Origin of the sequence: Dubosiella muris, from assembly GCF_004793885.1 — a bacterium.
Taxonomy (GTDB): Bacteria; Bacillota_I; Bacilli_A; order Erysipelotrichales; family Erysipelotrichaceae; genus Dubosiella; species Dubosiella muris.
Genome location: NZ_SRYG01000002.1, coordinates 83,935 through 110,087 on the forward strand (window position 1 = coordinate 83,935; position 26,153 = coordinate 110,087).

Annotated in this window: 22 protein-coding genes; 10 read left to right on the plus strand and 12 right to left on the minus strand. The window is 53.9% G+C overall.

The genetic code is table 11. The features are described from left to right. The first annotated feature begins 17 nt into the window (after nt 1-17). From asnB to E5336_RS01315, 4 genes are all read left to right on the plus strand, one after another. Nucleotides 18-1,604 (plus strand): asparagine synthase B, encoded by a 1,587-nt coding sequence (gene asnB / locus E5336_RS01300; RefSeq protein WP_135979290.1) that lies wholly within the window; start codon nt 18-20, stop codon nt 1,602-1,604. Between the two features lie 16 nt (nt 1,605-1,620). Beyond that, nucleotides 1,621-6,093: a glutamate synthase large subunit gene (gene gltB / locus E5336_RS01305; protein WP_135979291.1), complete on the plus strand. Its 4,473-nt coding sequence runs from the start codon at nt 1,621-1,623 to the stop codon at nt 6,091-6,093. 9 nt (nt 6,094-6,102) lie between these two features. Next, nucleotides 6,103-7,563 (plus strand): glutamate synthase subunit beta, encoded by a 1,461-nt coding sequence (locus tag E5336_RS01310; RefSeq protein WP_135979292.1) that lies wholly within the window; start codon nt 6,103-6,105, stop codon nt 7,561-7,563. Between the two features lie 101 nt (nt 7,564-7,664). After that, nucleotides 7,665-8,795, plus strand: a complete 1,131-nt coding sequence (locus E5336_RS01315; RefSeq protein WP_135979293.1) for a hypothetical protein — start codon at nt 7,665-7,667, stop codon at nt 8,793-8,795. Between the two features lie 40 nt (nt 8,796-8,835). Here the strand turns inward: E5336_RS01315 and E5336_RS01320 are convergent, their stop codons facing one another. The 5 genes from E5336_RS01320 to E5336_RS01340 all read right to left on the minus strand — a co-directional run bounded on the left by E5336_RS01320 (nt 8,836) and on the right by E5336_RS01340 (nt 13,012). Then, nucleotides 8,836-9,885: a helix-turn-helix domain-containing protein gene (locus E5336_RS01320; protein WP_135979294.1), complete on the minus strand. Its 1,050-nt coding sequence runs from the start codon at nt 9,883-9,885 to the stop codon at nt 8,836-8,838. Between the two features lie 99 nt (nt 9,886-9,984). Continuing rightward, entirely contained in the window at nt 9,985-10,257 is a 273-nt protein-coding gene (locus E5336_RS01325; protein WP_277820727.1) for a SemiSWEET family transporter, read from the minus strand. A 104-nt stretch (nt 10,258-10,361) separates the two neighbouring features. After that, nucleotides 10,362-10,526 (minus strand): hypothetical protein, encoded by a 165-nt coding sequence (locus E5336_RS12330; protein WP_168353500.1) that lies wholly within the window; start codon nt 10,524-10,526, stop codon nt 10,362-10,364. Nucleotides 10,527-10,570: 44 nt separating this feature from the next. Next, complete coding sequence (locus tag E5336_RS12525) at nt 10,571-11,533, minus strand: Atu1372/SO_1960 family protein (RefSeq protein ID WP_277820728.1); 963 nt, start codon at nt 11,531-11,533, stop codon at nt 10,571-10,573. Between the two features lie 51 nt (nt 11,534-11,584). Then, nucleotides 11,585-13,012 carry a 6-phospho-beta-glucosidase gene (locus E5336_RS01340; RefSeq protein WP_168353501.1) on the minus strand — a complete coding sequence of 476 codons (1,428 nt, stop codon included), beginning with the start codon at nt 13,010-13,012 and terminating at the stop codon, nt 11,585-11,587. 114 nt (nt 13,013-13,126) lie between these two features. On the opposite strand from E5336_RS01340, the gene E5336_RS01345 reads away from it, so the two are divergent. The 3 genes from E5336_RS01345 (at nt 13,127) to E5336_RS01355 (ending at nt 15,579) form a co-directional block, all read left to right on the plus strand. Beyond that, a complete protein-coding gene (locus tag E5336_RS01345) occupies nt 13,127-13,750 on the plus strand; it encodes a peptidylprolyl isomerase (protein WP_135979296.1) in 624 nt (207 codons plus the stop codon). Between the two features lie 3 nt (nt 13,751-13,753). After that, nucleotides 13,754-14,179 (plus strand): GNAT family N-acetyltransferase, encoded by a 426-nt coding sequence (locus tag E5336_RS01350; protein ID WP_135979297.1) that lies wholly within the window; start codon nt 13,754-13,756, stop codon nt 14,177-14,179. Between the two features lie 116 nt (nt 14,180-14,295). After that, nucleotides 14,296-15,579 (plus strand): DUF308 domain-containing protein, encoded by a 1,284-nt coding sequence (locus E5336_RS01355; RefSeq protein ID WP_135979298.1) that lies wholly within the window; start codon nt 14,296-14,298, stop codon nt 15,577-15,579. A 1-nt stretch (nt 15,580) separates the two neighbouring features. On the opposite strand, the gene E5336_RS01360 is transcribed toward E5336_RS01355, so the two are convergent. The 3 genes from E5336_RS01360 to E5336_RS01370 form a co-directional block, all read right to left on the minus strand. Next, the gene (locus tag E5336_RS01360; protein ID WP_135979299.1) at nt 15,581-16,129 is read right to left on the minus strand and encodes a histidine phosphatase family protein; all 549 of its coding nucleotides are present in this window, start codon (nt 16,127-16,129) and stop codon (nt 15,581-15,583) included. Between the two features lie 134 nt (nt 16,130-16,263). After that, entirely contained in the window at nt 16,264-18,894 is a 2,631-nt protein-coding gene (ppdK, locus tag E5336_RS01365; protein WP_135979300.1) for a pyruvate, phosphate dikinase, read from the minus strand. Nucleotides 18,895-18,998: 104 nt separating this feature from the next. Next, entirely contained in the window at nt 18,999-19,460 is a 462-nt protein-coding gene (locus E5336_RS01370; protein ID WP_135979301.1) for a Spx/MgsR family RNA polymerase-binding regulatory protein, read from the minus strand. 138 nt (nt 19,461-19,598) lie between these two features. Here E5336_RS01370 and trpS point away from each other — a divergent pair, with 138 nt between their 5' ends. Together trpS and E5336_RS01380 are read left to right on the plus strand one after the other, a co-directional pair. After that, nucleotides 19,599-20,582, plus strand: a complete 984-nt coding sequence (gene trpS, locus E5336_RS01375) for a tryptophan--tRNA ligase (RefSeq protein WP_135979302.1) — start codon at nt 19,599-19,601, stop codon at nt 20,580-20,582. Further along, on the plus strand, nt 20,579-21,268 hold the full coding sequence (locus tag E5336_RS01380; protein ID WP_135979303.1) for a DNA alkylation repair protein: 690 nt from the start codon (nt 20,579-20,581) through the stop codon (nt 21,266-21,268). Before trpS ends, E5336_RS01380 begins: the two co-directional genes overlap by 4 nt. A 52-nt stretch (nt 21,269-21,320) precedes the next feature. Here E5336_RS01380 and E5336_RS01385 read toward each other — a convergent pair whose 3' ends face one another. From E5336_RS01385 to mraY, 3 genes are read right to left on the minus strand one after another with little or no spacing between them, the layout of a single operon-like run. Beyond that, nucleotides 21,321-22,142 carry an undecaprenyl-diphosphate phosphatase gene (locus E5336_RS01385; RefSeq protein WP_135979304.1) on the minus strand — a complete coding sequence of 274 codons (822 nt, stop codon included), beginning with the start codon at nt 22,140-22,142 and terminating at the stop codon, nt 21,321-21,323. 8 nt (nt 22,143-22,150) lie between these two features. Next, the gene (murD, locus tag E5336_RS01390; protein WP_135979305.1) at nt 22,151-23,455 is read right to left on the minus strand and encodes a UDP-N-acetylmuramoyl-L-alanine--D-glutamate ligase; all 1,305 of its coding nucleotides are present in this window, start codon (nt 23,453-23,455) and stop codon (nt 22,151-22,153) included. 1 nt (nt 23,456) lies between these two features. After that, entirely contained in the window at nt 23,457-24,440 is a 984-nt protein-coding gene (gene mraY, locus E5336_RS01395) for a phospho-N-acetylmuramoyl-pentapeptide-transferase (RefSeq protein WP_135979306.1), read from the minus strand. A gap of 147 nt (nt 24,441-24,587) precedes the next feature. On the opposite strand from mraY, the gene rpmB reads away from it, so the two are divergent. Then, nucleotides 24,588-24,779, plus strand: coding sequence for a 50S ribosomal protein L28 (gene rpmB / locus E5336_RS01400; RefSeq protein ID WP_135979307.1), 192 nt, complete (start codon nt 24,588-24,590; stop codon nt 24,777-24,779). Between the two features lie 66 nt (nt 24,780-24,845). Here the strand turns inward: rpmB and E5336_RS01405 are convergent, their stop codons facing one another. Beyond that, nucleotides 24,846-26,147, minus strand: coding sequence for a DUF308 domain-containing protein (locus E5336_RS01405; protein WP_135979308.1), 1,302 nt, complete (start codon nt 26,145-26,147; stop codon nt 24,846-24,848). Between the last annotated feature and the right edge of the window lie 6 nt (nt 26,148-26,153).

Here is a 26,153-nt window from a genome sequence, read left to right on the forward strand (position 1 = left end):
TTTCAGGAGGTAAACGTATGTGTACGATATTTGGAACCACAAACTACAAACTTGGCGAAAGCCGCATTGCCAAAGCGCTGGAAAAAACAACGACTCGCGGTCCCGACGACCAGCGCATCGAACCGTTTGAATCGGGCTGGCTTGGCTTTCAGCGCCTCGCTATCATGGGCCTGCACGACGAAGGCATGCAGCCTTTTCACGCCCCGAACGGTTCCATGGTCGTATGCAACGGCGAAATTTACGGATTCCGCCCGATCAAAGAAGAACTCGAAGCCAAAGGCTACACGTTCCAATCCGATTCGGATTGCGAAATCCTGCTGCCGCTTTACGAGGAATATGGATGCGAGATGTTTAAACGACTCGACGCCGAGTTCGCCTGCGTCTTGTACGACGCCCGATCCAAGCAGCTTGTCGCCGCCAGGGATCCAATCGGCATCCGGCCGCTCTTTTACGGCTACGACAAAGAAGGCTTCCTCTATTTCGCCTCGGAAGCGAAAAACCTCGTCGGCCTCGTCGATCCCGTGCTCCCCTTCCCGCCGGGCTACTACTGCATCGGACACCACTTCGTGAAGTACGCCGACGTCAGCGACATTCGCTCGTACCATGACGACGACATGGAGCAAATCGCCACGTCCATTCACGACTTGCTCATCGAAGGCGTCAAAAAGCGCCTCGATGCCGACGCCCCGGTCGGCTACCTGCTTTCGGGCGGGCTGGACTCCTCGCTCGTGTGCGCCATCGCCCAGCGCGAAAGCGACAAGCCGATTCGCACATACGCCATTGGCATGAGCGCGGATGCCATCGACTTGAAATACGCCAGGGAAGTCGCCGACTACATCGGCAGCGACCACCACGAAATCGTCATCGACGACCACGACGTACTCGACAGCCTCGACGAAATCGTCGCCGCTTTGGGCACCTACGACATCACCACGATCCGCGCCAGCGTCGGCATGTATTTGTTGTGCAAAGCCATACGCCAAACAAGCGATGTGCGCGTTTTGCTGACTGGCGAGATTTCCGACGAGATGTTCGGCTACAAATACACGGACTTCGCGCCAAGCGCCGAAGCGTTCCAGGCCGAAGCCGAAAAACGGATGCGCGAAATCTACATGTACGACGTGCTGCGGGCCGACCGCTGCATCGCCTCGCACTCGATGGAGGCGCGCGTTCCGTTTGGCGACTTGAAATTTGTCGACTACGTCATGCACATCGACCCGGCCCGCAAGCTGAACACGTACGGCAAAGGCAAATACTTGCTGCGCCACGCGTTCGCGGCCGACAACCTGCTTCCCTATTCGATCCTGATGCGGGAAAAAGCGGCGTTTTCGGACGCGGTCGGCCATTCGATGACCGACACCATCAAGCGCTACGCCAACGCTTTGTATACCGACGAGGCGTTCGAGCAAAAAGCGAAGCGCTACACCCACGCCACGCCATACACGAAAGAGGCGCTGTTGTACCGGGAGCTGTTCGAAAAGCACTATCCGGGCCAAAGCCGGATGGTCAAGGACTTCTGGCTGCCAAACCAGACATGGGAAGGCTGCCAAGTCAGCGATCCATCCGCCCGCTACTTGTCCAACTACGGGGACAGCGGCGTATAAACAAAGGAGGAACACTATGCGATTTACCATGAACGAACACGACGCCTGCGGAATTGGAGCCGTCGTCCAAATCAACGGGCAAAAAAGCCACCAGGTCGTCGACCAGGCGCTGCAAATCGTCGAAAAGCTCGAGCACCGGGCCGGCAAGGACGCCTGCGGCACCGTCGGCGACGGCGTCGGCATCCTGCTGCAAATTTCGGATTCCTTCTTCTCAACGCTGCCTTTCGCGCTCGGACAAGCCGGCGACTATGGCGTGGGGATGTTCTTTTTTCCGCAAGACAGCCTCAAGCGAAACCAGGCGATGAAGCTGTTCGAAACGATCGTCGCCAAAAAGGGGGCCGAATGGATCGGCTGGCGCGACGTGCCGTGCGATCCGTCCATTCTCGGACAGGCGGCGCTCGACTGCATGCCCGCCATCGTGCAAGGCTTTGTCAAACGGCCCGAAAGCGTCCAGCCCGGACTGGATTTCGACCGCCTGCTCTACTTGATTCGGCGCGAGTTTGAAAAGTGCGCCAAAGACACGTACGTCGCCTCGCTTTCGTCGCGCACGATTGTTTACAAAGGAATGTTTTTAGTCGACCAGCTGCGCCAGTTTTACTTTGACTTGCAAGACGAGCGCTATCAAAGCGCGATCGCGATCGTCCACTCGCGCTTCTCGACCAACACCACGCCATCGTGGCAGCGCGCCCATCCTAACCGCCTCATCGCCCACAACGGCGAAATCAACACGATCCAGGGCAACGAAAACCGCATGCTGGCCCGCGAGGAAAGCATGCATTCGGCTCTCATCGAGTCCGCCTATCAGGAAGTTTTACCCGTCATGGACGTGACAGGCTCGGATTCCGCGCGGCTGGACAACACGCTGGAGTTTTTCATGATGAACGGCATGGACCTGGTCAAAGCGCTCATGATCACGATTCCGGAGCCTTTCAAGCACACGAAAATGAGCCAGGCGAAAACCGACTTCTACCACTACTTTGCCACGATGATGGAACCATGGGACGGCCCGGCCGCCATCGTGTTCTCGGATGGCGATATTGTCGGCGCCCAGCTTGACCGCAACGGACTGCGGCCGGCCCGCTACTGCATCACGAAAGACGGATTGCTTGTCCTCTCTTCCGAAACGGGCGTTCTGGATTTGCCAGCCGATCAAATCGTTGAAAAATCGCGGCTCGAGCCTGGCCGCATGCTGGTGATCGACACCAAAGGCGAAGGCCTGATCCAAGACGAGGATCTCAAAGCACGCTACGCCAGCGAGCATCCGTACGGCGAATGGCTCCACCAGTATTTAGTCCATTTGAAAGATTTGCGCGCGCCCGACAAAAAGACGCGTCTGCACACCCAGGCGCAGCGCGACGCGTTGTACAAGTTTTTCGGCTACACGTACGAGGACATGAAAGAACAAATCTTGCCAATGGCCAAAACGCACAAGGAGCCGATCGCCAGCATGGGAACGGACATTCCGATCGCGCCGTTTTCCAAACGCAATCCGCCGCTGTTTCAATATTTCAAGCAGCTCTTTGCCCAGGTTACGAATCCGCCCATCGACTCGCTGCGCGAACAAGTCGTCACCGACACGACCGTGTACATTGGCTCGGATGGCAACCTGCTTCACGACACCGGCAAAAACTGCCGCGTTTTGGAAATCGAGCATCCGATTTTGGACGCGCAAGACATGGATAAAATCAAAAATCTCGACCGGGACGGGTTCCATCCGCACATTTTATCGACGTTGTTTTACCGGGGCATGCCGCTCAAAGACGCCATCGACCATTTGTTTGTCGAAGCGGATCGGGCGTATCGCAACGGCGCCAACATCTTGATCTTGTCCGATCGCGGCGTCGACGAAAGCCATGTCGCCATTCCTTGTCTGCTCGCTGTCTCGGCGCTGGAGCAGCACTTGATCCGGACGAAGAAAAAAACCGCCGTCTCGCTCATTGTGGAAAGCGGCGAACCCAAACGCGTGCACGACTTCGCGTGCCTGCTTGGCTATGGGGCCAGCGCCATCCATCCTTATTTGGCGCATGAGTGCATCCAGGAAATGATCAGCCTCGACATTTTGGACAAAGAGCCAAGCCGCGCCATCGCCGACTACAACGAGGCGATTTTAGGCGGTATCGTCAAAATCGCGTCTAAAATGGGCATTTCCACGCTCCAGTCGTACCAGGGTGCGCAAATCTTTGAAGCCATCGGCATCCACCAGGACGTCATCGACACGTATTTCACGAACACAGTGTCGCGCATTGGCGGCATCACGCTGGCCGAAATCGAACACGACGTGCTCGTCCACCACGACAAAGCGTTCGATCCTTTGCGTCTTGGCGTGGACACGTCGCTGGATTCGATCGGCTTCCACAAGCTACGTAGCGGCAAAGACAAGGAAGACCATTTGTACGACCCGAAAACGATCGTCCTGCTGCAAAAAGCGTGCCAGGAAGGCGACTATGACGTGTTCAAGCAATACAGCGAACGGCTGCACGCCGAGCACCACCCGCACACGCTGCGCTCGTGCATGGAATTCCAGTCGAGCCGCGAGCCGGTCGCAATCGACGAAGTCGAAAGCGTCGCCTCCATCGTCCGCCGCTTCAAAACGGGCGCGATGTCGTATGGCTCGATTTCGCAAGAAGCCCACGAGTGCATGGCGATCGCGATGAACACGATTGGCGGCAAGTCCAACTCCGGCGAGGGCGGCGAAGAGCCGCAACGCTTTGGCACCTTGCGCAACAGCGCCATCAAGCAAGTCGCTTCCGGGCGATTTGGCGTGACGAGCGAATACCTCGTCTCGGCTAAGGAAATCCAAATCAAAATGGCGCAAGGCGCCAAGCCGGGCGAAGGCGGCCATTTGCCAGGCAACAAGGTGTATCCGTGGATCGCGAAAACGCGCTGCTCCACGCCAGGTGTCACCTTGATTTCTCCGCCGCCGCACCACGACATTTACTCGATCGAGGACTTGGCGCAGCTCATTTATGATTTGAAATGCGCCAATGACGACGCGCGCATTTCCGTGAAACTCGTTTCGGAAGCGGGTGTGGGCACGATCGCCTGCGGCGTGGCGAAAGCGGGCGCCCAGGTCATTCTCGTTTCCGGCCACGACGGCGGAACGGGGGCGGCTCCGCAAAGCTCGATCCACCACGCGGGGCTTCCTTGGGAGCTTGGCGTCATCGAAACCCATCGCGCGCTGGTCGAAAACCATTTACGAAACCGCGTTTTCGTGGAAACGGATGGCAAGCTGATGACCGGGCGCGACGTGGCGGTCGCCGCCTTGCTGGGAGCCGAGGAATTTGGTTTCGCGAGCGCGCCGCTTGTCACGATGGGATGCCGGATGATGCGCGTGTGCAATTTGGATACGTGTCCATTTGGCATCGCGACGCAAAACACGACGCTGCGCAAGCGGTTCAAGGGAAAGCCGGAATATGTCATCCACTTTATGGAATACGTGGCGCAGGAGCTGCGGGAAATCATGGCGGCGCTCGGTTTTCGAACGGTGGACGAAATGGTCGGCCACAGCGAATGCTTGCGAATCCGGCCAACGGATCGTCGCGACCACCATATCGAACGGCTCGAGCAAATGCTTGGCGATCCCCTGCCGCTGGCTGACGCGACCAAGGATCCTTACGATTTCGAGCTGGAATCGACAATCGACCAGACGCAAGTGCTGCCTGCTTTCGCTCCATTTATGAAGAAGAAGGCGAAGCCGCACGAGGCGTCGTTCGCGATTCGCTCGCTCGATCGCGCGTTTGGCACCCAGTTTGGCGCGCAAGTCACCCGTCAATACCAAAACACGCTGGAAGACGACACGTTCGTCTTGCGGCTGCGCGGCGTGGGCGGCCAGTCGTTTGGCGCCTTTCTTCCCAAAGGCATCACGTTTGATTTGCGGGGCGAGGCGAACGACTACGTTGGCAAAGGCTTGTCGGGCGGCAAGCTAATCGTCGCTGTCGAGGAAGACGCGGCGTTCAAGGCGGAAGACAATGTCATTATCGGCAACGTGGCGCTGTATGGCGCGACCAGCGGCGCGGCGTTCATCAACGGCAAAGCCGGCGAGCGGTTTTGCGTGCGCAACTCGGGCGCGATCGCAGTCGTGGAAGGCTGTGGCGACCACGCGCTCGAATACATGACGGGCGGGATCGCCCTCATTCTTGGCCGGACGGGGAAAAACGTGGCGGCCGGCATGTCGGGCGGTGTCGCGTACATTTACGACGAGGAGCACGACTTGTACGAGCGGCTCAACGACGAGCTGGTCGAGCTGGAAACGGTCGAGCACAAACAAGATATCGAAACGATCGCCCGCCTGCTGCGCTCGCATGTAAAGGCGACCGGATCCGCGAAGGCTGGCGCGCTGCTTGCGCACTTTGACGAGGCGCTCGTTCATTTCAAGAAAATCATTCCGCGGGATTTCAAGGCGATCAAAGCCGAAATCAAGCGTTTGGAAGATTTTGGGTTCACACACGACGAAGCCGAGCTGAAAGCGTTCGCTTCAATTCACGCATAAGGAGGCACTATGGGAAAATCGACTGGTTTTTTACAATATGGACGCGCGGAAAATCCGCATCGTCCCGTACAGGCGCGCATCAAAGACTTTGAGGAGCTGTACGAAACGCAAAGCGAAACCACCCGAAAGGAACAGGCGGCCCGCTGCATGAACTGCGGCGTTCCGTTTTGCCAATCGGCCATCGAGCTCAAAGGCATGGTGACGGGCTGTCCTTTGCACAACTTGATTCCGGAATGGAACGACGAGATTTACCAGGGCAATATCGCGTACGCGCTCAACCGCCTGCTCAAGACCAATCCCTTTCCGGAATTTACCGGCCGGGTTTGTCCGGCGCTGTGCGAAAAGGCGTGCATCAATGGCTTGGATGGCGAACCGGTGTGCGTGCACGACAACGAGAAATTCATCATCGAGTCCGCGTTCGAGCAAGGACTGATGAAGCCGCGCAAGCCCGCGGTTCGCTCGGGCAAACGCGTCGCCGTCATCGGAGCCGGTCCGAGCGGTCTGGCTTTGGCCAACGCCCTCAATCAGCGCGGCCATCTCGTTTGTGTGCTGGAGCGCGAGGAAGAAGCGGGCGGATTGCTCATGTATGGCATTCCGAACATGAAGCTGGATAAGCGTGTCATCCAGCGGCGCGTCGAACTCATGAAAGAAGAAGGTGTGACGTTTGAGATGAATACAAGCGTCGGGCGCGACGTGTCGTTCGACCAGCTAAAAGAGCGCTACGACGCCATCGCGGTGTGCGCGGGCGCGAAAAAGCCGCGGCCGGTGGCCGGCTTCGAGGACGATATTCATGGTGTCGCGTACGCGGTGGACTTTCTTTCCGCCACGACGCGGCGCCTGCAAGCCGGCGCTCCCCTGCCCGACTTGCGTGAATGCCATGTCGTGATTGTCGGCGGCGGAGACACGGGCAACGACTGCTGCGCCACGGCGATCCGGCTTGGGTGCACGAAAATCACGCAGCTGGAAATGATGCCGGAGCCACCGGTAACCCGGCTGGAGTCCAATCCGTGGCCGGAATGGCCCAAGGTCAAAAAGACCGACTACGGCCAGATCGAGGCGATCGAGGTGTGCGGTGGCGACCCGCGCGTCTACCAGACGACGATTGAATCGCTGGATACGGACGAGGGCGTGATCAAAGCCGTTCACACGTGCCAGGTGGGCATGACAAGCCATGGCCCGGAAAAGATCGAAGGCACGGAAGCGATCCTTCCTTGCGATCTTTTGCTGGTGGCAGCCGGATTTGTCGGAATCGAGGATTCGCTCAAGGAGGCGGCCGGACTGGAAACGACGCCGCGCAACACGATCAAGACGCTGCCGTGGCGCTACCGCTGTCAGGCGGATGACAAGCTGTTCGCGGCCGGCGACGCCCGTCGGGGCCAGTCCCTGGTTGTGTGGGCGATTCATGAAGGACTGGAATGCGCCAAGGAAATCGACCAGTTTTTAATGGGATACTCCAATATGGAGTCTTAGTCCGGGAAACCGGGCTTTTTTTATATCTTTTATTCGCCTTGTCATAGACATTTATTTGAAACATCTATAATATTATATATATCAGGAGAAAGGGGCTGACTATGGGAACATGGATTCAAAAACTCATTCATTTTTTAGAGCGGTGGACACCCGCGCCGGAAATTTCCATTGATCCGGATGGATTGGAAGACGAGCAGCCGGCCATCGTCGACGACTTTGCCAACTGCTCGGTACGCGATATTTTGTATTGTCAAATGCCGGTGTCGGCGCAAGACCGTCTGCGCATTAAGCCCGGGCACGATGTCCGGCCGTATTTGGTGATGAAAAAGGGCGAAAACGGGTTTTGGGGGTACCCGATGACGACTTCGCATCAGCGCTACGCCTACGATGAAAAGCTCATGTACAATTTGCGGGAAACCGGCCAGAGCGAAATCAAAAGCTCGTGCTTCTTGTTTGTGCCAAGCGTGTATGTGCCCGCTGAAAACGTCTTTTATCCGTGGGGACGGCTGGATCCTCGCTGGGAGGGCGCCATCGAACGGCGAATCGCCTGTCAAAAAAGCCGCCACATGTATTGCTCGTATCATTCGTTTGGCTTGCCGGTGCCGATCAAGGAAAGCGACGTCGTCTTTTTGAAAGACGGCCGGATCGGTTTTGTGGAGTCGCTTCACAACAACAAGGCGAAAGTCCGCCTGCTGCGGGAACATAGCCGGGGATCGCTTTCGTGCCCGGTTTCGATTCCGCCTCAAACGTGGTGGATGGACTTGGCGTCTTACGCGTTTTTGGCGGTGCAGGACCTCGCCTTGTACGCGATTTTACCTAAAAAGGACATCGACGCGATTCGTGGCTATTTAAAGCCGGAAACCGCTCCGGCGCCGGCAGCCAAGCCAAAGCCGAAGAAGCGCTATCCAATCGACCCGAGCCGGATTTTTTATCAATATCCGCCGGGTACGGTTTTGGAGCTGGGCTACAAGGAAAAACAATTTGTGTACTTTTTTTCGACGCAAAGCGCCGCCTACGTGTTTCCGGACGAGCTGCACGACCTGGGGCGTTTCAAACTCGTGGAAATCAATCCGGAACATTACCGGCCGGTCGCCAGCGTAAGCGACGACGAAATGCTGGAGAGCTGCGCCAAGCTTCAAAACGACAATTTGCCGTATGGCGCGGCGGTTAGAAAAGTCAAGGCGGATTATTTGGCCTCGTACGCCACCAAAAATCAAAGCGACTTGCATTAAAAAAGAGAAAGAACCCCGCTTTCTCTTTTTTACATTACTTTTAACGTTTGGCTTTTTTTATTTTTTCTTTCCACACGGGATCGTCACGCAAAAAGGCGTACGCCGGATCTGTTTCCATTTTTTGAGTCAGCCCGATTTTGTTTCGCCGGTTCAACAAAGCAGGATCCGGCCTGTTTCGAACGTCCTCGAAAAGCGGATCCAAAGCGAGCTCGTACCGGGTGTCCGGGGCGTGTAAAATCGTTTCGATCCAAAAAAGGCTGCTCTTTTTGTCTTTTTCCATCAGCGCCATCCGAAGCCGCGCGTGGTCGCTGAACGCCGGGTACAATCCGAGCGTCTGGACAAGGGAGTCCACGACTTGCAACACGCGGATGGCCCGGTTCGTTTTTTTGTCCCGCTCAAGCGCGTCGGCCAGTCCCATCCAATGCGCGACAAGATGCAACGCGTCGTTCAGCGCTTTTTCCGAAAGCGCGGCGCATGCCTCTCTCGTTTTCCCTTGTTTTTGAAGGGAGGCGATTTCCAGTTCGGATCGGTCGACAGTCACAGCCGGCAGCGTATGGATCCACCGCTCCGCCTCTTTCCATTCGCCTCGCTCCAGCTTTTTGCGAGCGACTTGCATCGCCGAGGTGTGGGCGACAGCCTGATTTTTGCTTTGGGCGCTTTTTTCATACCAAGCCAAAATTTGATTCTCGATTTCCTGCCGGCCGTTGAAATCGTCTGCCGCCAGACGCAAGCCGTTTTCCATGAGGAACGCGACGCATGCCATCATTTCCACACTGTCGGGATATTGCCGAAACAGTTCCCTCGCCTTGTCATATGCCGCCTTGACGCCGTCCCGTTGAAGGAGCGTCTGAAGCTGTTCAAGCCACGTGTCCATGTCCGATTCGGACAGCGAATCGTGAAAACCGAAAAGATCGTTCATATCGACGCCAAGCTGCCGGGCCAGACCGGGCAGCAAGGTAATGTCCGGAAAACTTTTGCCGTTTTCCCACTTGTTGACGGCCTGGGCGCTCACATGCAGCGCCAGACCGAGCTGTTCCTGCGTGATTCCTTTCTTTTTCCGGTTTTCCCGGATGATTTCTCCAATTTCCATGGTCTTTCTCCTTTACTTTATTGTAAAAAGAAAGAAAACCGCTGTCGAGTGAGGGCTTCGACAAGTCCGCCTTGAAAAAATCAACTATAGGTTTATCGTTTACAACGCTGTGATGGTCGCCAAAAAACCAAGCACGATGCCGGGTACGTTGGCGGCCACGATCGGCCAGTTTTTCGGCTTGCTGAAGAGGCCGTACAAAGTCCAAAGCACGCAGTTCAAGCACGCCGCCAAAGGCTGGATAAACGTGCCTTTATGGCCGGCTAAATTGTCCTGGATCTGGGCGATATACGACACGTACATCACGACCGACATAAAGGTCGCGGCCCATCCCAAATACTGGATCGCTTTAGAGTCTTGTGGTTTTGTCATCATATTATCACTTCCTGTGTTTTATTATAATAAATTTTGTTTTCCAATCCGCAAAAAAAGCCCGCTTTTTTGCGGACTTTTGATTGGCGAACGTATTCCAAAGCGGGTTAACACAAGACGCCAAGAGCGCTTCCGATTTTTCCACCTTGGATAAGAAAACACTTAACCGCGCGTTGAAGGGTCGTTTGCTCGGGAAGCGAGTGAATCGGCGTATCGACCGGCCTTTGATACAGCCATTCGATGAACTCGTCGTCGATTTTGTCGGTCGCCAAAATAACGTCTAGCCTCTTCCAGCGAAGCGAGCGCGTCTTTCATTTTACTCGACTTCGACGATCATCTCGATTTCGATCGGCGAGCCAAGCGGCAGTTCCGGCACCGCCACCGCCGTGCGGGCGTGCTTCCCTTTTTCGCCAAGGGCCTCGCCTAAAAAGTCGCTCGCGCCATTGGTCACCACGTGCTGCGACACGAAGCCCGGCGCGCTGTTCACAAAGCTTTGGACCTTGACGATTTTTTTGATTTGATCCAAATCGCCGATTGTCGCCTTGATGGCGGCCAGCGCGTTGATCATGCAAAGGCGGGCGGCTTCCTGCGCCTGCTCGAGCGTCACGTCGCTGCCGACATGCCCCTCGTAAATGAGCGCGTTGTTTTGGGTTGGCAGCTGTCCGCTTAAAAACAGCAGGTTTCCCGTTCGACTCACCGGAATGTAGCTTCCTTTGGGCGCCGCCATCTCTGGAAGCTCGATCCCCATTTCCTTTAATTTCGTTTCGACTTTCATGTTCGTTTCTCCTTTGTTTTCCTTTTTTAAATCCATCCGCAAAAAAATGGAGGTGTCCATCGGACTGTCGTTGTAGCGCGAGGCCGGCTCGAATCCGCAACGCTCATACAGGTGGAGCGCGCCTTGTAAAAACGGCAGCGTATCCAGCCACATCGACTCGTAGCCCATGGTTTTCGCCTGCGACACGATTTCCTCGACAAGCCGGCGGCCAAGATGCCGCTTTTGGAAAGCCGGCCGCACATACAGGCGTTTCATTTCGCAGCGCTTCGCGTCCAGACGCCGCAAGGCGACACAGCCCGCCACGTCCCCATCGACGGTCGCAAGCAATAACGCCCCGTCAGGCGCGCCGTATTTTTCTTCCAGATGCGCTCGTTCCGCCTCGTAGTTTTGCACATCCAGATAAGCCTGGAACGCCGGATCGTTGGCGACGAGCATTTGCGTGTACTCTTCGAAAAGTTCACAAACGGCGTCAGGATACGCCAGCCCGGATCGTATTTTGATCATATCGTTCCTTTCTATTCGAAAAAGTCCGGTCGCCCGGACTTTTTGTTTTTCCTACAGTTCTTCCCCGTTCGTTTCAATGACGTGTTTGTACCAGCCAAACGATTTTTTGCGGCTGCGCTCCAGCGTTCCGTTGCCGTCGTTGTCCTTGTCGACATAAATGAAGCCGTACCGTTTCTTCATTTCGCCAGTCGAGGCGGAAACGATGTCGATTGGCGCCCACATCGTGTAGCCGAGCAAATCCACGCCTTCGTAGTCGACCGCTTCCTTCATAGCCGCGATATGGTTGCGCAAATAGTCGATTCGGTAGTCGTCGTTGATGGAACCGTCTTCCTCGACCACGTCGACCGCGCCAAATCCGTTTTCCACGATCATCATTGGCTTATGCCAGCGGTCCCATTGCCAGTTGAGGGCGTAGCGCAAACCGGTTGGATCAATTTGCCATCCCCATTCGCTGGCCGCCACATGGTCGTTCGCGACAAGATCCTCCCACTCGTGATAATCGTAAGCCGGATCCTCTTTTTGGTCTTTGGTCGCGAAAGACATGTAGTACGAGAAGCCAACATAGTCCACCGTACCTTCGAGCAAGTCTTTTTGCTCCTCTTCGCTCAAGTCGATCTGGATGCCGTCGCGCTCCCACAACTTGCGGATCATTGTCGGCACGACGCCGGTGCAGTGCACGTCGCCAAACCAATAGCGCGTGTTCATCGCGTTGTACGTTTTCATGATATCGGCCGGTTTGCACGAATATGGATAGATCGGACAGAACGCGATCATACAGCCAACCATCATGTCCGGGTCGATTTCATGGGCGGCTTTCACCGCTCTGGCGCTGGCGACCAGCTCGTTGATGGCGGCCTGGTACATGAGCTGTTCCATATTGTCGCCTTCCTTGACAAGGATGCCGCTGTCCTGAATCAAGTGATGGGCGCTGTTCCACGAAGTCTGGTTGTTGATTTCGTTGAACGTCATCCAGTATTTGACTTTGCCTTTGTAGCGCTCGAAGCATACGCGGGCGAATTTGACAAACAAGTCGATGACGCGCTTGTCCGCGAATCCGTTGTATTTCTTCACGATGCCCCAAGGCATTTCAAAGTGGGAAAGCGTGATGACCGGTTCGATGCCGTGCTTGCGGCACTCGTCGAACATGTCGTCGTAGTATTTCAAGCCTTCCTCGTTTGGTTCTTCCTCGTCTCCGTTCGGGAAGATCCGCGTCCAGGCGATCGAAGTCCGGAACGCCTTGAATCCCATCTCGCCAAACAATTCGATGTCGCCTTTGTAGTGGTGGTAAAAGTCGATCGCCTCGTGGTTTGGATAGTTTTCTCCTTCCAAAACGCCATCCGTCACGCGGCGAGGCACATCCCGGGTCCCGGCGGTCATGACGTCCGCGACCGAGATTCCCTTTCCGCCTTCCTGCCAGCCTCCTTCAAGCTGGTGAGCGGCCACAGCGCCACCCCATAAAAAATCCTTTCTAAAAGCCATAATTTCTTATTCCTCCATCTGCTTTTATTATAATTGGAAACCGCTTAGAAATCATCAAAAAGAAAACAATCCGTGTAATTTATTGTGCTATAATTCCAACGAAAGGATGATACTATGAAAACAAAACAGCAAAAACCGATTGTCGGAATCATCGCGGCGGTCGTCGTCGTTTTGATCGCGGGCTATTTCTTTTGGCACCGCCAAAACACGCAAACCGAAACGGCGACCATCGACACGTCCAAAACGTATTTGGCCGACATCGTCGTCAAAGACTACGGAACGATCCAGGTGGCGCTTGACCCGAAAGAGGCGCCGTTGACGTGCCAAAATTTCATTGAGCTGGCCAACGACGGCTTTTACGACAACTTGACGTTCCATCGCATTATGAAAGGGTTCATGATCCAGGGCGGCGATCCCAACGGCGACGGAACCGGAGGCTCCGAGAAAACGATTCAAGGCGAGTTCCAGTCTAACGGCGTCGACAACAAACTCGCCCACGAGCGCGGCACGATCTCGATGGCCCGCTCCAGCGATCCCAACAGCGCCAGCAGCCAGTTTTTCATTTGCGACGCCGACGATCCGTTTTTGGATGGTGACTACGCCGCGTTTGGCCACGTTGTAAAAGGCATGGACGTCGTGGACAAGATCGCTAGCGACGCCAAGCCGCTCGACAACAACGGCACGATCGCCAAAGACGAGCAGCCCGTTATCGAGACGATCCAAATCACCGAGGAATAAACCATGGACAACGAAGTGGTTTTCCGCCACGACGCGCGTCTGCGCGCCGAGTCCATCGCGATTCGCACCGAAGTGTTCATCAAGGAGCAAGGATTTCGGGACGAGTTTGACGCGTTGGACGAGCGTTCCAGACACCTTGTGGCGTTTGTCGACCGCGTCCCTGTCGGGACGACGCGGTATTACCGGATCGACCAGAACACGTTCGCCATCGGGCGTTTGGCGATCGTGAAGTCGCACCGCGGCCAGGGCCTTGCCAAAGCGCTGATCCGCCAGACCGAGCGCGCCATTAAAAAGGAGGGCGGAAGCCAAATTCAGCTTCACGCCCAAAAACGGCTCCAGGCCATGTATGAGAAATTCGGATTCTCGTCGCTTGGCGTCGAAGACGAGGACGAAGGCGTCCCTCACATCTGGATGGCGAAGTCCATCTAGCATCCGGAAGCGAAAAGCGTTTTCTTTTTCCGCTTCCTTTTTTTTCGTCCGCCTGTATGAAAACAAGCTTGATCATGCGAAAGGATTTTTTTCCACAACTGTGCTTCAATACGTTTATGAAAACAATTCAAAAAGTACAATGGCTGACGGCCGCCTTGTTTGGCGTTCTTGGCCTGATAGCTATCCTTGCGCCTCAATCGTCGGCTTTCTTGTTGATTCGAACGATGGGCTGGCTGGGCGCGTTGTCCGGATTTTTCTTTCTTGTGGACGCGGTTCGTAAAAAGCGAAGCCTCGACGGCGTAGGCGGATTGCTTTGCCTGCTCTTTTTTGTCTGGGTGCTCGTAGGCTGGAACCACGACGACTCGATTTTGCAAGTGTTGTTTTGCGTCTATTACGCGATCATCGCCATCGTTTTTCTCATCCAGGCGTTTTTGGATGGAAAAGAGCGCGTCCAGGACTGGAAAGCGGAAACTGCGCTTGGACTGTTGTACGCGGCGCTATCCGCCTCGGGCGCGTTCGGTCTGGCGTACATCCAGAACTTGTTCGGCTTGTATCTTTGGCTGCAAGCGCTCCAGCTCGTGCTGGAACTGTATTTTTTTCGCCATCCTTACAACGTTCGCTATGCCGCCCTGCGCCCGTGGATGTGCCTGCCGGCGTGGATCGTCGGCGTTTTGCCAAGCTTTGTGATTGGCTTTCTTGTCACGCGGCGCATGGAAAACAAAGCGACGCATTTTGACGCGAGAAAAACTGACGAGCAACCCGATTTGCGCGTATGGATCCATACCGGAACGTACGGAACCAAGCTGTACGGCCATATGACGTTTTCAAGAGATTCGATCATGTATTCGTATGGCAACTACGACGTGCCGGCGATGAAGCTTTTGAAAACGATTGGTCCCGGCGTGTTTTTTTCCGTCAACGACGAAATTTACGCCAACAACTGCTGCATCGTCGAGCAGTGTCCGCTTTTTGAATACGGGATCCGGCTGACCGGGAAACAAAAAGAGGCGTTCGAAGCGATGAAAGACAGCATTCTGGCGCAGTCGAAGCCATGGCATTGCGCCTTGCAAAAAGCGGAATGGGCGCATGGACCGGTCGACTTCCAAGATTTCGAGCACGTGTACGCGAACCGGCTTTGGTACCGAACGTGCGCCCTCTTTCGCAAGTACACAAAAACCCGCTGGGCGTGGTATTCGCTGCTTGGCAACAACTGTTCCAACTTTGATTCCGCGATGCTGAACCAGATCGGGCTTGACATCCCTGTCAGTCACGGCATCGTTTCTCCCGGCGAGTTTTTTGAATATTTCGAGGAAGCGTATGAAGATCCGGATTCGAACGTCATCTCCAAGAGCTGGCATTCGGCTCGCGTTCCTTCGACTTTGTTCCCGACGATCGACTAGATCATCGGGATTTTTTTTCTATCGGATCTTTGATGTCTTTCACATGCTCGTCAATCACATCGAGCAAATGAAACGTCCCGTCTTCGTATTCGTATTCATAGATGACGCAGTTGGCGAACTTTCGCATTTTCCGCGCCCGTTTGGGTTCGACCCGGTTCGCGAATCGAAACGAATTGGAACCGTGCGCGACGATCAAAATGCTTTGGGCGTCGTCTTCCTCCACGAGATGCCGGATCGCCCTCTCAACCCGGTCTTCCACCTCTTTTGGCGACTCGCCGCCATGCGCCACATAAAACGTGTTCAAGTCGTCGCCTTTCTTGCAGCCAAGATCTGTGCTTTCCCCTTCCAAATCCCCGTAGTGGAACTCTTTCAAATCCTCGTTGCGCGAATACGGCATCGACGTGATGTCTTTGAGTGTTTCCTCCGTGCGGTGCAGCGTCGAGCAGCACGCTTTGTCAAACTGGATTCCCCGCTTTTCAAAATAAGCTTTCGTGGCGCGTGCCTGGGCGTGGCCAAGCGGCGTCAAAGGCGAGTCGCACCACCCTTGGATCTTGTTTTTTTATTAAAAAGCGTTTGTCCATGACGAACGATATAGACTTTCTTTTTCATTGATTTCTCCTGTTTTTCGTGTTTGATAAAAAAAGCATACCACCATTGGATATGCTTTTCCCATTCAAGTGAATGTTATTTCTCGTTTTCGATCGTCGCCTGCGCCGCGGCCAGACGGGCGATTGGAACCCGGTAAGGCGAGCACGAAACATAGTTCAAGCCCATTTTGTCGACAAAGTGAATCGAAGCCGGGTCGCCGCCATGTTCGCCGCAAACGCCCAGTTTGATATCCGGACGCGTTTGACGACCAAGGTTGGCTGCCATTTCCACGAGCTTGCCGACGCCGTTTTGATCCAGACGGGCAAACGGATCGTTTTCATAAATTTTCGCCGAATAGTACTGAGGCAGGAACTTGCCGGCATCGTCACGCGAGAAGCCGAACGTCAACTGCGTCAAGTCGTTCGTTCCAAAGGAGAAGAATTCCGCTTCCTTGGCGATCTCGTCCGCCAAAAGCGCCGCGCGCGGTACTTCGATCATCGTACCAACGTGGTATTTCATATCCGAACCGGCTTCCTTGATAATCTCGTCCGCCGTTGTCGTCACGATTTTCTTCACGTATTTTAATTCAGCTAAATCACCAATCAACGGCAGCATGATTTCCGGCACGATGTTCCATTCCGGATGCGCCTTGTTGACGTTGAGCGCCGCTTTGATGACCGCCGCCGTCTGCATTTTCGCGATACCCGGGTTGGAAACCGCCAGACGGGAACCACGGTGGCCCATCATCGGATTGACTTCGTGCAAGTTCGAAATAACCTGATTCAACTCGTCTTCGCCAATGTTCATTTCGCGAGCGAGCTCTTTGATGTCATCCGGGTTGGTTGGCACGAACTCGTGCAGAGGTGGATCCAGGTAGCGAATCGTCACCGGACGTCCTTCCATCGCCTCGTAAATGCCTTCGAAGTCTTTTTGCTGCATCGGCTCTAGTTTGTCAAGCGCCGCCTTCATTTGATCGTCGGTTTTCGCCACGATCATTTCTCGGATTGCCTTGATCTTGTCGCCTTCGAAGAACATGTGCTCGGTACGCACAAGACCGATGCCCTCGGCGCCAAACGCAACCGCCTGCGCCGCGTCGCGTGGCGTATCCGCGTTCGTGCGGATCTTCAGACGACGACGGTCGTCCGCCCACTTCATGAATCGTTCGAAGTCGCCCGAAATCGTAGCCGGCACAGTCTTGATCGCCTCGCCATACACGTTTCCGGTCGAACCGTCGATCGAAATCCAGTCGCCGCGGTTGAATTTTTTATCGCCAATCACGAAATAGCCTTCGTCGTCGTGCATTTCAATGTCGCCCGCGCCCGATACACAGCAAGCGCCCATGCCGCGCGCCACCACGGCCGCGTGACTCGTCATGCCGCCGCGCACCGTTAAAATACCTTGGGAAACCGCCATGCCTTCAATGTCTTCCGGCGAGGTTTCCAGACGGACAAGAATGACTTTCTTTCCTTTTTCCGCTTCCTCTTTCGCTTCTTCCGCCGAGAAAACGATTTGACCGGATCCGGCGCCTGGCGAAGCAGGAAGCGCGGAAGTCACCGCCTCGGCCGCCGCCAGGGCGTCTGCGTCGAACATTGGATGAAGCAGCGAATCCAGCTGCTGCGGCTCCACCATCATCAGCGCTTCGTCCGTGTTGATCAGCCCTTCGTCCACCATGTCGCAGGCGATTTTCAAAGCAGCTTGCGCGGTCCGTTTTCCATTACGGGTCTGGAGCATGAACAATTTTCCGTTTTCGATCGTAAATTCCATGTCCTGCATGTTTTTGTAGTGATTTTCAAGTTTCGAGCAAATATCGACAAACTGGTCGTATGCTGTCGGCGACACTTCCTTCAGCTGGTCGATTTTCTTCGGTGTCCGTACACCCGCCACGACGTCCTCGCCTTGCGCGTTCATCAAAAACTCGCCATACAGCTTGTTTTCGCCAGTCGCCGGGTTGCGGGTGAAAGCGACACCCGTTCCGCAATCCTCGCCCATGTTTCCAAAAACCATCATCTGCACGTTGACAGCCGTTCCCCAGTCGCCCGGGATGTCGTTCATGCGGCGATAGTAAATCGCCCGGTCGTTGTTCCAGGAACGGAACACGGCCTCGATGGCTTCCATCATCTGCTGTTTTGGATCCGTCGGGAAGTCTTCTCCAAGTCCCGTGCGGTAAAATTCCTTAAAACGCTCCACCAGCGTCTTCATATCGTCGGCGGTCAGCTCCAAATCGTCCTTGATGCCGCGTTCCGCTTTCAACTCGTCGATGATTTCCTCAAAGCGCTTTTTCGAAAGGCCTTTGACGACGTCCGCGAACATCTGGATGAAGCGGCGGTACGAATCGTACGCGAACCGCGGATTTCCACTTTTTTCCGCGATCGTTTCCGCCACGACGTCGTTGATTCCCAAGTTCAAGATCGTGTCCATCATCCCCGGCATGCTCGCCCGGGCACCGGAACGAACCGATACGAGCAGCGGGTTTTCCGCGTCCCCGAACTTCTTTCCGGTTTCCTCTTCCAGTTTCGCCAGATATTCCATGATCTGCGCCTTGATTTCATCGTTGATTACTTCGTCGTCTTCATAATACTTGTTGCAGGCTTCCGTCGTGATCGTGAACCCGTTTGGAACCGGCATTCCCAATTTGCTCATTTCCGCCAGGTTCGCTCCTTTTCCGCCAAGGAGATTGCGCATGTTCGCATCGCCTTCGTTAAAAAGGTAGACATACTTTTTTTCCATTACATTTCCTCCCTCAAATTTTGTAACCGTTTACATCATAAGGAGTATAACACATTATGTGATTTGATACCACAAAAATTAAAAAAAAAGCATCTTTCGATGCTTTATGTAATGTCGAGTACAAGCGATTCCTTTGATTCGTTCTTTCGAACGTCCCGGCAAATATCCAAATTCGCGCAGGAAACCGGACAACGATCTTCCAGCCGCAGCCGGATATGATGCGGAGTGAACGACGTGATCTCCTCGTCGTCAAACCCGACGACCATGTTGTTTTTCGATAAAATGATCGGCCGCTTTAAGATTGACGGGTTATTTTGAATGAGGCGGATCAATTCATTGGTCGACAGCTCGTTAAAATCCTTCTTCAAGGAACGATACACTTTCGAACGAAGGGAGATGATATCCTGCGTCCCGTTTTCACAGCGGGAAAGCAAGTATTTGATTTCATCTTCTTTCATCAAAGTGGTGTAAATGTTTTTTTCGATAAATTCAATGTGATTATCCCGCAGCCACTGCTTCGCCTTGCGGCAGCTCGCGCAGCCCGAGGATGAGTAAAGTATTAGCATAAATCCTCCCGCTAACCCATTTGAATTGTATCATTGTATTTAACGGAAAGTAAAGTATCCAAGAAAAATAAATATTTATTCTTCGAAAGATGATTGCTCGCTGTGATAGAATAAGACCAGCGCTAGGAGGAATCATACATGAAACGAATGTTAAGCGGAATCAAACCGACCGGTCGCCTGCATCTAGGCAACTACATCGGCGCGATCAGCCAGTTTAAAAAATATCAGGAAGAATACGAGATGTTTATCTTCATCGCCAACGAGCACGCCATCACCGTGCCCATCGAGGCCAAGGATCTGCGCAAAAACACGAAAGATCTGATCGCCTTGTATTTGGCCAGCGGTCTGGACCCGGAAAAAGTCACGATCTTTTTGCAAAGCGACGTGCCGGCCCACGCCCAGCTTGGCTGGGTCATGACTTGCATGGCCTACATGGGCGAGCTTCAGCGAATGACCCAGTACAAAGACAAAACCGCCAAAGGCGAAAGCGGCGTCACCGCCGGCCTGTTCACCTATCCGCCGCTTATGGCCGCCGACATCCTGCTTTACGACGCGGACTTTGTTCCTGTCGGCGTCGATCAGAAGCAACACGTCGAGCTTACGCGCAATTTGGCGGAACGGTTCAATCATCGCTATTCCGACACGTTTACCATCCCGCAGCCGCTCACAAGCACGGTGGGACAAAAAATCTACTCGTTGCAGGATCCGGAAAAGAAAATGTCGAAATCGGCCACCGATCCGAAAGGAACGATCGACCTGCTCGACGATCCGGCTGCGGCCCGGAAAAAAATCATGTCCGCCAAAACCGATTCGCTCGGCGTTATTCGCTTCGATCCGGAAAACCAGCCTGGATTGGCCAACTTGCTGACGATCCAATCCGTTTTATCCGGTGAGCCGGTCGAATCCATCGTTCAACGCTACGAAGGCAAAGGGTACGGCGATCTCAAAAAGGAAATCGGCCAAACCGTGTTTGATTTTCTAACCGACCTGCAAGCCCGCTACCGCGATATTTTGGACAGCGGAAAAGCCGACGAGGTTCTCAAAGCCGGCGCGCAAAAAGCGGCCGCCATCGCCAACAAGAAAATTCGAAAGGTGTACAAGAAAATCGGATTTACCGTATGATCGACCTCGACACCCTTTTATCGCAAGCCGCCGATCCAAACTACAAGACGTTTCACAGCCGGCTCGTTCCCGGCGTCGCGCTGCGCGGCGTCCGGACTCCCGCGCTTGAGCGGATCGCGCGCGACTTGGCGAAACAGTACGGCAAACAGGCATTGGACACCCTTTCGCCATCCGACTATGAGAAAACCGTGATTTACGGCATGCTCGTCGCCTACGTCCCGCTTGCGTTCAACGACCGGCTCGCCTATTTGGAAACGTGGCTCGCCCATAACGACAACTGGGCGTCCAACGATCTTGTATGCGCCCGCCAAACGTGGATGCGCAAACACAAAGCCGATCTCGTTCCCTTTTTAAACGCCTGGATGGAAAGCGGAGATCCCTGGAAACAACGCTTCGTGTACACGACGCTGCTATCCCACTACAAACAAAGCGACGATTTGCCCGTGATTTTCGAATTGCTGCGTCATCCCTACGTCTGCTCGTATTACACGCAGATGGGTCTGGCGTGGCTGCTTTGCGAATTGCTTCTTCGCGCCCCGGAATCCATCGAGCCCTGGCTCGTGCAAGGACGGTTTGACGCGTTCACGACGCAAAAAGCGTTCCAAAAGGCGATCGAATCCAAACGGCTTCCGGAAACGAGCAGGAATCGGTACCGGTCTTTAAAAAAACAAATCCAGCCGGCTTGATGGCTGGTTTTTTTCGTGTCGAAAAAAAAGACCCTTGGCCTGCCAAGGAGTCCTACAAATAAAATACCATTAAAATCGCGATGCCCAAAAAGATCCGATACCATCCAAAACCTTGAAACGTATGGTTTTGGATCCAGCGCAAAAACCATTTGATCGTGACCACGCTCACCACAAACGTCACCACCACGCCAAGCGTCAGCAAAATACCTTGCAAAAACGAAAGCGTGTTTCCGTTGTGAAAATAGGCGAACCCGTCCGCCAGTCCTGCCAGCACCATGACCGGCACCGCGATCAAAAAGGAAAACCGGCTCGCGACGGCTCGGGAGCAGCCTAAATACATACCGCCCAAAATCGACGCACCGCTGCGCGAAGTCCCCGGTACAAGCGCCAGGCATTGAAACAGCCCAATCGACAGCGCGGTCTTGGAGTCGATGCCATCCAGCCGCTCGATCGTCACCTTTGGCTCGTGAAACGAAATGAGCACGAAAATGATCCCGTACGCGATCAGCGTGATTGCGAAAACAAAATAAGCGTTCAAGTACGTTTCGATAAGCGAGCGGCACAAAAACCAGCCGGCACAAACCGGCAGCGAGCCGCACAACACGTTGCCCCACAGCCGCCACGTATTGAGCCGTTCCGCCCGCCGCTTTGTTTTCGACCACGGATTGAGAGTCTGGCAAAACACGTACAGCACCGCCGCGATCGAGCCAATTTGCAAAATCACTTTAAAAAACACATAAAACGATTCGGGATGGAGCGGCCAGCTACTTTGCAGCAAAAGCAGATGGGCTTTCGCGCTAATCGGCAGCCACTCCGTAATTCCCTGGACCAGTCCCAGAACGATGGCCTGGAGAAAGTCAAAAAAGATACGCATCGTCTCGATCAATCCTTTCCAAACGCCTGAACGATCCCCTTAAATATCTCCCCTCGCACCTCATAGTTTTTAAACTGGTCAAACGACGAGCAGGCTGGCGACAGTAAAATCACATCGCCCGGCTCGGCGATTTGGATAGCCTGGCCAAACGCCTCCTCCATCGTCTCGACACTTGTTTGTCGCGAAAAAACATCCTGAAAACGCGCTTTCGTTTCCCCAAACGAAAAACAGTGCTTTACTTTGTCGTCGTATTGCTTCAAATCCTCAAACGAGATGTGCTTGTCTTTGCCTCCGCAAAGCAAAATCACGTTTTGATCGAACGCCGAAAGCGCCGCGCACGCCGCGTGGGTGTTGGTCGCCTTCGTGTCGTTGTAAATGCGCACCCCGTTCCATTCACGCACGAACTCGATTCGATGCTCCACGCCATGAAACGAGCGAATGACTTCTTGAATGTCGGCGATAGACACGCCTAGCTTGTACGCCATGCAGGCCGCCATCATCGCGTTGCCGCAGTTGAAGTCGCCCACGATTTTAAGATCCGCCACGTCGAACAGCTTCAAGTCGCCAAGCCAGGCCGCCCCGTTGGCTTTATACAAGTCCACGTCGGTTCGCGTCAAGGAAAAGTCGATCACCGTGCAAGGAATGTCGCAAGCGTAACGCATGATTTCCGGATCGTCCACATTGCGGATGAACCAGTCGTCCGACTGGCAGTTGGCGTAAATCTTCATCTTCGAGCGATAATACGACGCCAGGGAATCCATGTAATCCAAATGATCCGGCGCCAAATTTGTCACCGTGGACACGACAGGATGAAAGCGTTCGGTACCCAGCAACTGAAAATTCGACAGCTCCAGCGCCACATCCAGATTTTCGTGACCGTGTTCCAAAACGATTTCGCTGAGCGGCACGCCGATATTTCCGGCCACCTGCGCGGCCTGGTCCTTCTTTTTCAGCATTTCGAACAGCAGCGTCGTCACGGTCGTCTTGCCATCCGTTCCTGTGATCGCGCCATATCGAAAGCCTGGCGCCAGACGATACGCCGTTTCAATTTCCGTATAGATCGGATTTCCCCGCTCCACGAAATAACGCACGAACGGCGCCGTGTAAGGAATGCCCGGGTTTTTCACGATCAAGGCGTATTCGTCGTCTTTTAAAGAATCCGGATGCCCTTCGTCGAATACTTGAATGCCTTCCAGTCCTTGCCGGTCGATAGCTTTCATGTCCGTCAACACGACGTCGTATCCTGCTTTTCGCAAAAGCTTCGCGGCCGCTTTTCCGCTGCGGGCCGCGCCAATGACCAATGCTTTTTCCATTTTACATCACTCCTAACCATAAACCGAGCAACGCGCAGACGATGCCCGCGATCCAAAAATTGCGAACGACTTTTTCTTCCGGCCAGCCGCCCTTTTCGTAATGATGGTGCAGCGGCGCCATCCGGAAGATCCGTTTTTTCGTCCGTTTGTAATGGGTGACTTGAATGATCACGCTCAAAACTTCCGCCACGAACACCGCGCCGATGAGAATGAGCAGGATTTCCTGCTTCAGCACCATGGCCACGGCCGCGATCAAGCCGCCCAAAGCCAGACTGCCGGTGTCGCCCATAAAAATTTTGGCCGGATGCAAGTTGAACACCAGGTAGCCAAGCAAGGCGCAAATCACGAGCCCGATCAAAAAGCCGACATTGGCTTGCTGCTGAAAAAAGGCGAACGCCAAAAACGGAACGAGGGCGATGACCATTTGCCCGGCGCAAAGCCCGTCCACGCCATCGGTGAAATTGACCGCGTTCGTTTCCGCGGTGAACATGATGAATACCAAGAAAAAGTACCACACGCCTAAGTCGATCGTTTGATCCAAAATCGGGATCCAGACGCCAGTCGAGGCGGTCGAGCGGTACAACAGGAAAAACACGACAGCCAAAACGGACTGCATCGCGAATTTCACCGCGGGCTTCAAGCCCTCATTGTCCTTCTTGACCACAATGATATAGTCGTCAATAAAACCAATCAACCCGTACCCGACGTACGCCAGCAAAATGATTCCCGTGTTCATGTCCAACAGTTTGAACGGCGTGCACAAGGAAAGAAGAAGAAAGACGAGCGTCGGAACGAGAATAAACGCGAGTCCGCCCATCGTTGGCGTCCCGTTTTTCTTTTTATGGGACTCCAGCCCTTCCCCGCGCTCCGTCTGCCCGAATTTGATTCGATGCAGGTAGTCGATGAGTGCCGGCATAAGTCCGAGCATGAGTCCGAGCGTCACGAGGCAGCCCGAAATCATATAAAGTGCTGATGACACATTCATAATTCTTAAACCTCACATTTCATTCCCGATTATAGCACAATTTGTGAAAAATAAAGTAAAACTGATGAATAAACACTTGAAAAACAGTAGGCAGAATGCTATTATATCTAAGCAATTGTGCAAATGGAAGTAAAGGGGGACAGCAAGATGTCAAGAAGATGTGCAGTATCTGGTAGAGGTCCTTTATCTGGAAACAAACGTTCTCACTCTATGCACGCGACTCGTCGTAAATGGAATGTTAACCTTCAGAAGGCGACAATCATGGTAGACGGCAAACCGAAAAAAGTTCGCGTAAGTGCTCGTGCCTTGAGAACATTGAAAAAGCAAAGCGCTATTTAATCTTTACTGGAAAGAGAAGAGGGATTTTCCCTCTTTTTTCTTTTGCGCCACAAAAAGCCGGAAATCTCAAGCGAAGAATTTCCGGCTTTTTTCCCGATAATCGTGCGCGAGCTGATCGTTCCATGGATGAATCGTCCGATAGACGATTGGACTTCCCCGCTTTCCGTATTCCGTTTCCAAAAAATCATAATACGTTCCCGGCGTGATGATGCCCCGCACGCTCAACACGTCGCTGCCAAGCTGCCCGAGAATAATGTCGATAAAAGCGGCGCAGTTGTCACCCAAAACCCAATACGTTTTGAACTTCCCTTTTTTCAGCTTGTAAAACTTCGCTCCCGTCCGGTAATGAAGCCGGGAAGGATAGTCGTGCCGGTACGCCGCGAAATTGTCGTAGCCGTCTTCCTGCTCGATTTTCGTGTACCAGCGATACGCCCGGCGCTCCAGCAAGTCAAGCTGCCGCTCCACTTCCTCGATCTGCTCTTCCTCCAGATGGATCCCGTATTCAAAGATGGAGTTTTTTTCCGCGCGCATCGCGTTGGGAATGTACTTCTCAAGCGGCACGTTAAAAAACGCCCCGTCGCCAATCGTCTGGTTGAACCGAAACGACGTCACGTCGTAGTTTCCATAGCTATAGACGACATCCTTGTACGCGAAACAAATGTGGCCGACTTTCTGGAACCCCTCCGGTCCAACGTGCACCATGACTTTTAACGGCGTCGACTCGTCCATTTTCCGGTCATACAGTTCCGGCGTCTTTCCTTCCGACAAATACTTGTTCACCGAGCGAATCGCCCAATCCGGAAAGAACACACACAAAACTGGCGGCAGCATAATGCGAATATGCCGTTTCCAGCGATACCGGACTTCCGGCTGCACGCTTTCCCAGGCGTCATGTAAATACTGGATGCCAAGCACCACAAAATACAAGCCGAAAAACCGCATCAGCAAACCGGTTTCAAACTCTGGATTGAACAGCAAAAACCCGCCAAGCAACGCGTACAAAAGCGTCAAAAACAAAAAGCCTATTTTCCCCGGAATGTGGTTGATGACATGAAGCACGTACTGGACCAGCATCGCCAAAGCGCACACAAGACAATACGCGCCAAACGTCACCCGGATGATCCATTCCGGAAAATGGGTATACTCTTTCAGCACGATCACAAAGAAAAAAGACAGGACGGAAAACAGCAAATCCGCCTTTTTCTTTTCCTTTGAGTACATATACGCCAAATACACGCAGTTCAACAAGCAATACACGACCGTCAAATCCAATATGAACGAGTATACTTGCGCCGGCATCGCCACGCAAATAAGACCGCACACCATCAGCATCCCGCCAATGGCGACGCGAACAAGCAAATCTTTCATTCCCGA